Raw genomic sequence first — 5,999 nt, forward strand, 5'->3', positions numbered from 1 at the left:
TGTCCGGGACGAGCGCGAGCCACTGCTTCAGCTGTATCGTGTCTGGAATCGAACGTCCGCCGATCGCCATGGCGAGTTTCTTTGCCAGTCGCGGATAAGCCGCCGTGCAGAGGACATCGTAGAGTGGAGCGAGGTCAGGTGTCCTACCGCCATAAAGCAAGGCGTAGTTCTTGCCGTGAGCGTCAGCATTGCCCACGAGGTAGTTCAAGATGAGCATGCGGATGAAACCCAGACGGTCGGCTGCGGGACGCGCGGTGGCGTGGGCAATGAGGTCCATCGATTTTTCGGTACCCGGCCCGCCTTCTTCTTCATATTTGAGTTCTGGCGGCACGCTCAGAGCCTGGCAAAAATCTTCCTGATGCAGACGCGTGATTGTCCCGTCTTCGTGCAACGCACGATCATAGCGCTCGATCAGCAGGAACGGGATTGCTCCGCTGCGCCGCATCTCGACTGCAGGCACAGGAAGCTTCAGGCGCGCTGCCAGACGCAGGCAAAACAACTCGTTTTCGACCGTGCCGTCGAGGGCCTGAATGAAGGGCTTCAGGATATGGGTGGTAGGACGGCCGCCTTTGGCGAGCCCGATATTCTCGCCTTCAACGCAGACCGCGAGCTTATCCTGCGCACCGGCAAGGGAAAGGCGAACTCCCTCCTCACCCCCGAGCAAGGGGCGCTCGCGCAGCTTGCCGAGGATTTCTTCAAGCCGTGCCGGGCTTAACAGTTCGACGCCGTCGTCATCTGACGATGGAGGCGTCTCCCCGGCCGGATAGAGCGACAAGGCCCCAGCACATTCGCCGCCAATCACTTCCAGCAGCCCGAAGGCATTACCTGCTGAGATGCCGAGTGCGCCGGCTAGGCGCTGCCGGGCGCCTTCATCCGGCAGAAGCCCGGAGAAGAAGGGGCGCACAACCCGATCCCCATGGGGCGCTTCGTGCAACGGCATCGAAAAGGAGATGGCGCGCGGCTCTGGCCCGGCGAGATAGTCGGGATCATAGGTGTAGCTGAGAGCCCCAGTCTCCTCTTGGCCGAGGGCACCTGCTTTCACCTCACGGAAATAGACATCGAGCAGATGCGTCATGGCGCGCTCTCCCGCCGGCTTCCGACAGAGACGGTGAGGCCCAAAGACGCTGCCACCTGTAGGGCGCGGCCGATCTGGCAACTCTCCTTTCCGGCTTCGAGTTCGCGCACGAAACGTACACCGACCCCTGTCAGTCCGGCGAGCTGCTCCTGTGTCAGTTTCTGCGCCTTGCGTTCATTGCGGATCAGAACGCCAAGGCTTTTGCTGTCTATGATCGTATGCATTCTTCATCCCTATCGGGACTATTATAATAGGCCAACAGACGAAAAGCTATTAAAAGAACCGATCGGGATGATTTTCGCGGTGGGCGTGTATTGCTATCTGAGAGCGTCCCGTTCGGGACGATTGCTCTCGGTCATTTCGCCGCCATTCGCTTGCTCCCCGTTTTGCACGGCATTGGCGCCAAGCAGTGCCTGTTCTGCCTGCCTCAATGGCATCGGGGAGAGCTTCGTGAAAAGAGCAAGGGTGTGCGTTCATGCAACCGTCTCCCCGCACGTGCGTTGGTGCTGATGGAACTCATACCAACCATATGGGTCAAGGAGAACGACTTCCCGCGACGCGAGATCGCATCAGTCCCTGACGCCATGGAATTTCTCGGAGCGTGGCCCCGCGCCAAGCGCAATCCGTTCTTCGATCTGGCCGAGAACGCCATGCAGGCCGCGATCAATGGTTCGATCTCAGTCGACGAGGCGAGAGAAGCCTTTCAATCCTTTTGCAGCGAGCAAGGGATACTGGCTCAAGATCCGTTGAAAGACTGAGTCACGGACAGTCTCCCCTTGAAGCCTGGAAGCAAAAAAGCTGCTGTCGCCATTTCTTTGAAAGCTGGTCGCTCCAAAAGCGGCAGTTCTCGCTTGCTCACAAGACGGTCCAAGACCATGAAGGAAGTGTTGATACGCCAAGCCTTTTCCCGCTCGATATTCGTGAAGGACCGTGGTCAGGCCGTTCGCGAAATTGCGAACATTGCCGATGCGACCGACTTTCTTGCCAGATGGCCTGAAAGCAGGCGCGGTCCGATCTACAAAACTGCTGTACGTGTATGCCATGCTGCGCGAGATGGGTAATTAACTGTTGACGGCGCGCGCAATGCGTTCGCGGGGTTCGCACGATCGGTCGGGATCAGGGAGCCCAATGCGGCTGCACCACCCGCCAAGGACGCCTGATAGAGAGACCACACGGTCGGCGATGATGCACACGTCGTATCGGGCCGGTTCGGTTTGCGGCGGTCATAGGACCTTCGGTCCTTCTTCCTGAGTCCGGCGATGACGTTCAAAATACCATCGTCCGTTGCTGCGACGATGGTTTTCGCGCGTCTCAGCCTGTCAGGCCTGACCATCTTCAGAATCTGCTCTCGGTGTTCCTTTCGCCAATCTGATGTGCATCGCCCACGATATCCTGAGCCTTCCCCGAGATGACGGGCCTCTCGGCCCGAAACCTGAAATACATGCGCGCCTACCCAGGCCTTGCCCGAGGGCGAATTTGTGCAACGGGTTATTGCACTATTACCCTGGGGCCATAACGTCCGCCTTCTCGACGCCGTCAAGGCGCCCGAGGCACCTGGTATGCCCGGGCAGGCGATAGAACACGGCTGGAGCCGCCACGTCCTCGCCCACCACTCATGGAACCAAAGGAATTGCGTTCTCCGGTAAGGGGGAGGCATAGGATTCCGATGCAGTGCGACGGGCGAATTCCTCTTTTGCGGCCAATAAAGCTTCAGGTTCGGCGATCAGTTCGACAGCGGTTGCAGCCAGGACTTTGGCCACTTGGACCATTCCCTTGTGCGCTGCCTTGGCTTTGCCCTGCGCGGTTATCTGCCAAGTATGACCCGGCGTTCCAATCGCGTGGGTCGCAAAACCCACTTGGGCAAAGGGAACAACCCAACTGACATCGCCCACATCGCTCGATCCAAGCATGGGAACGACTTTGGCCTCGAGTGGCACGATGAAATCACAAATCGACGCGTCACTCACCGGCACTCCAGCGATAAGGTAGGCCGTCTCGATTTCTTCCTTGGACAAGGTTTTCTGAATTCTTGCGGCGTACGTACGATCGTCATCGTCAAAGACGGTGGGACCAAGGTGCTCCATATGTTGGTGCAGGAGTTTATTGAGAGGAGAATTCTCCAGAATTTCAGACATAGCCGACACAATTTGCGACGTGACCTGAGTTTCAGTCATCATCGCTGCGCCGGCTGCAACCATCTTCACACGGTCAACCAGCTTCAACATATCGACCCGTTTCGGGGCCCGGATCGAATATCTGACCGTCGCCTTGGCCTGAACCACATTGGGTGCCCGCCCGCCAGAGTCCAGCACGGCATAGTGCATGCGGGAGTCAGCAGGCACGTGCTCACGCAGATAATTGACGCCAACGCTCATCAGCTCGACCGCGTCGAGTGCGCTGCGTCCAAGATGCGGGTTCACGGCGGCATGGGCTGAACGGCCGGTAAAATGGAAATCGATCATTGTGACAGCAAGCGACATCGACGGAATAACGCCGTTGAAGGACATCGGGTGCCAGCAGAGTGCAATATCGACGTCTGCAAACATGCCGTCACGGACCAGGAAAGTCTTAGCGGCGCCACCTTCTTCCGCCGGGCAACCATAATATCGCACGCGCCCAGGAATGTTGTTTGCATCCAGAAAATCCTTGACCGCGGTCGCTGCCAAAAGGGCGCCGGCACCTAGAAGGTTGTGGCCGCAGCCGTGACCGTTCCCCCCTTCGTCCTCGGGTTCAGGATAATCGATACCAGCTCTCTGGCTCAGCCCTGGAAGAGCATCGAATTCCCCAAGGATCGCGATAACCGGACCATCTGCACCGGCCTCGCCCATTAGGGCTGTTTTGATATTGCCGAGCGACGCGACGACGCGGAACCCTTGCGTCTCGAGCATCTCGCGATGGGCCGCAGAAGACAGATGTTCCTCAAAAAGCAGTTCCGGTGTAGCCCAGACCCGGTCACTCAGGTCCTCGAATTCCGAGCGCTTCGCTTCAACCAGTTCCCATACCGACTGACTATTTTTCAAATCACGCCTCCTCGAGCGTAATCGTCTTCATTTGGGCGAGCGTGCGCGAGGGTAGGAAATCCTCACCGCAGCTCCGCGCGCGAAATCAGTTTGAGTTTGCCGACCCGAAGGCCCCTTACTTGGCTTGCAGGAGCTTTATGTAGCGTTTGAGGTGACGGTGCATCGCATCCTTGGCGCCCACCGAATCCTTGGCCTTGATGGCTTGAAAGATGCGCTCGTGATCCAGAATCTGGATTTCCGCATGCTGCTCAATGTCTACTTTGTCTTCCATCGCCCCAATGATGGGAGTGCGAAGGCGCTTCCAAAGGTGATGTACTATGGAAGCAGTTAGTAAGTTTCCCGATGCAGCAGCAATGGCGAAGTGAAATCGTCCGTCCGCATCGTTGGCAATATTGGACCGTCGCATCGTGTGCTCTTCGAAATCCTTCCAAGAGGTTTCAATGGCGACGCGCATGGCTTCAAGGTCACTGTCGCTGGCGTGTTCAGCTGCTGCCGCCGCAGTTTCACCCTCGATGAGCAGTCTGGTCTGCATGATCTCGGCAGGCATATGACCAGGGCTGAACAGGTGGTCAAGCTCAGTCGCGGCATCAGGCTGCCGACAGACATAGCTGCCCGACCCACCCCGGATCTCAATCAGGCCCTTGATTTCAAGCGCTATCAATGCCTCACGTATGGTTGGCCGTGAGACCTGGAGCGTCTCCGCCAGCATTCGTTCCGTTGGCAAACGATCTGATGCTGAGAACTCACCCGCGCTGATGCGGCGCGCAAGGTCCACGGCAACTTTCTGATACAGGCGGCTGTTAGTCTGGATGCTGGTCATACGTCTCAGTATTTCATTAAACGACTGATTTCAAAGCCGTCGTTCGGTCTTTGCATCGAAAACGGAGCTGTTCTGCATATCAAGATAGAGCTTCTGAGTGGAACCTATGTTCGGTGTCCGGTTGGACCGGAAGCGCCCCACCAGGGCTTGATCCTCGAGTTTGAACCATGCCAGCACATCACCACCAGTCAGTTCGGTGCGCGTGACATCAAGATCAACTTCAAGGTAATGCGCTCCCTCTACACGTTCCTTTGATCTGTATACATTTTCAGGTCGAATTCCCAAGATGATCGGTTGCGCCTCCACAGGACGTTCGGCGTCAAAAGCGTAACCGGCCAGAGATATCAGGCTGCTTCCAATCCGGATGTGGGGAAGAGTATTGATCTGAGTGAAAACGCCTTCCAGAAAGTTCATTTTCGTTAGCCCTACAAAGGCGGCAACGAACATGTTCTGCGGACGGTGATAGACGTCATAAGGCGTGCCGAACTGTTGTACGCGCCCATGGTCGAGAACGGCGACTTTTGTCGCCATCGACATGGCTTCGATCTGGTCATGGGTGACCAGCACGAAAGTCGCGCCAAGTTCCTTGTGCAGGTCCCTCAATTCCTCGCGCATCTGGTTGCGCAGCTTGGCATCCAGGTTAGACATCGGCTCATCAAGCAAGAAGATGTCGGGGTTGCGTACAAGTGCCCGGCCGATAGCAACACGCTGGCGCTGACCGCCCGAAAGTTGCCAGGGTCGACGCTTCAAAAGATCGGAGATCCTGAGCAGGTTGGCGACCTTGGCAACCTGCTTCCGCCTCTCTTCCTTTTTGACGCCCGCGCATTCGAGGCCAAAACTGATGTTCCGCTCTACCGTCATCGTCGGGTAGAGCGCATAGGATTGAAAAACCATCGCCACGTTGCGCGCGCTGGGATCGACCTTGGTGACGTCCCGATCCTTGATCAGGATGCGGCCGCTCGTCGTATCCTCGAGCCCGGCGATGCAGTTCAAAAGCGTGGACTTGCCACACCCGCTGGCCCCCAGGAGAACAAGGAAATCGCCGTTTTCGATTGTGATGTTGATGTCCTTGAGGACTTCAACC

The 5,999-nt window shown here is 57.2% G+C and carries 7 protein-coding genes; 2 read left to right on the forward strand and 5 right to left on the reverse strand.

Annotation, left to right across the window (positions count from 1 at the left end):
- Together AC1DWF_RS29255 and AC1DWF_RS29260 are read right to left on the reverse strand one after the other, a co-directional pair.
- The coding region (locus AC1DWF_RS29255) for a HipA domain-containing protein (RefSeq protein WP_476842380.1) at positions 1-1,075 on the reverse strand (1,075 nt) is incomplete at its 3' end.
- Positions 1,072-1,299: a helix-turn-helix domain-containing protein gene (locus tag AC1DWF_RS29260; protein ID WP_476789610.1), complete on the reverse strand. Its 228-nt coding sequence runs from the start codon at positions 1,297-1,299 to the stop codon at positions 1,072-1,074. The genes AC1DWF_RS29255 and AC1DWF_RS29260, both read right to left, overlap by 4 nt.
- A gap of 90 nt (positions 1,300-1,389) precedes the next feature.
- Here AC1DWF_RS29260 and AC1DWF_RS29265 point away from each other — a divergent pair, with 90 nt between their 5' ends.
- Together AC1DWF_RS29265 and AC1DWF_RS29270 are read left to right on the forward strand one after the other, a co-directional pair.
- Complete coding sequence (locus tag AC1DWF_RS29265; RefSeq protein WP_476789611.1) at positions 1,390-1,833, forward strand: DUF982 domain-containing protein; 444 nt, start codon at positions 1,390-1,392, stop codon at positions 1,831-1,833.
- Positions 1,834-1,950: 117 nt separating this feature from the next.
- Positions 1,951-2,136 carry a DUF982 domain-containing protein gene (locus AC1DWF_RS29270; RefSeq protein WP_476787052.1) on the forward strand — a complete coding sequence of 62 codons (186 nt, stop codon included), beginning with the start codon at positions 1,951-1,953 and terminating at the stop codon, positions 2,134-2,136.
- Between the two features lie 552 nt (positions 2,137-2,688).
- Here AC1DWF_RS29270 and AC1DWF_RS29275 read toward each other — a convergent pair.
- From AC1DWF_RS29275 to AC1DWF_RS29285, 3 genes are all read right to left on the reverse strand, one after another.
- A complete protein-coding gene (locus tag AC1DWF_RS29275; RefSeq protein WP_476789612.1) occupies positions 2,689-4,095 on the reverse strand; it encodes an amidohydrolase in 1,407 nt (468 codons plus the stop codon).
- Positions 4,096-4,210: 115 nt separating this feature from the next.
- Positions 4,211-4,915, reverse strand: coding sequence for a FadR/GntR family transcriptional regulator (locus AC1DWF_RS29280; RefSeq protein ID WP_476786105.1), 705 nt, complete (start codon positions 4,913-4,915; stop codon positions 4,211-4,213).
- Positions 4,916-4,945: 30 nt separating this feature from the next.
- On the reverse strand, positions 4,946-5,999 hold a 1,054-nt coding region (locus tag AC1DWF_RS29285; protein ID WP_476842381.1), incomplete at its 5' end, for an ABC transporter ATP-binding protein.

The sequence above is a fragment of the Aminobacter sp. P4_D5 genome (assembly GCF_056401815.1).

What these genes read in the sequence shown, in the direction of transcription:
- AC1DWF_RS29260 (WP_476789610.1), bottom strand. Translation starts at nt 1,299, where the DNA reads ATGCATACGATCATAGACAGCAAAAGCCTTGGCGTTCTGATCCGCAAT.
- AC1DWF_RS29270 (WP_476787052.1), top strand. Translation starts at nt 1,951, where the DNA reads ATGAAGGAAGTGTTGATACGCCAAGCCTTTTCCCGCTCGATATTCGTG.
- AC1DWF_RS29280 (WP_476786105.1), bottom strand. Translation starts at nt 4,915, where the DNA reads ATGACCAGCATCCAGACTAACAGCCGCCTGTATCAGAAAGTTGCCGTG.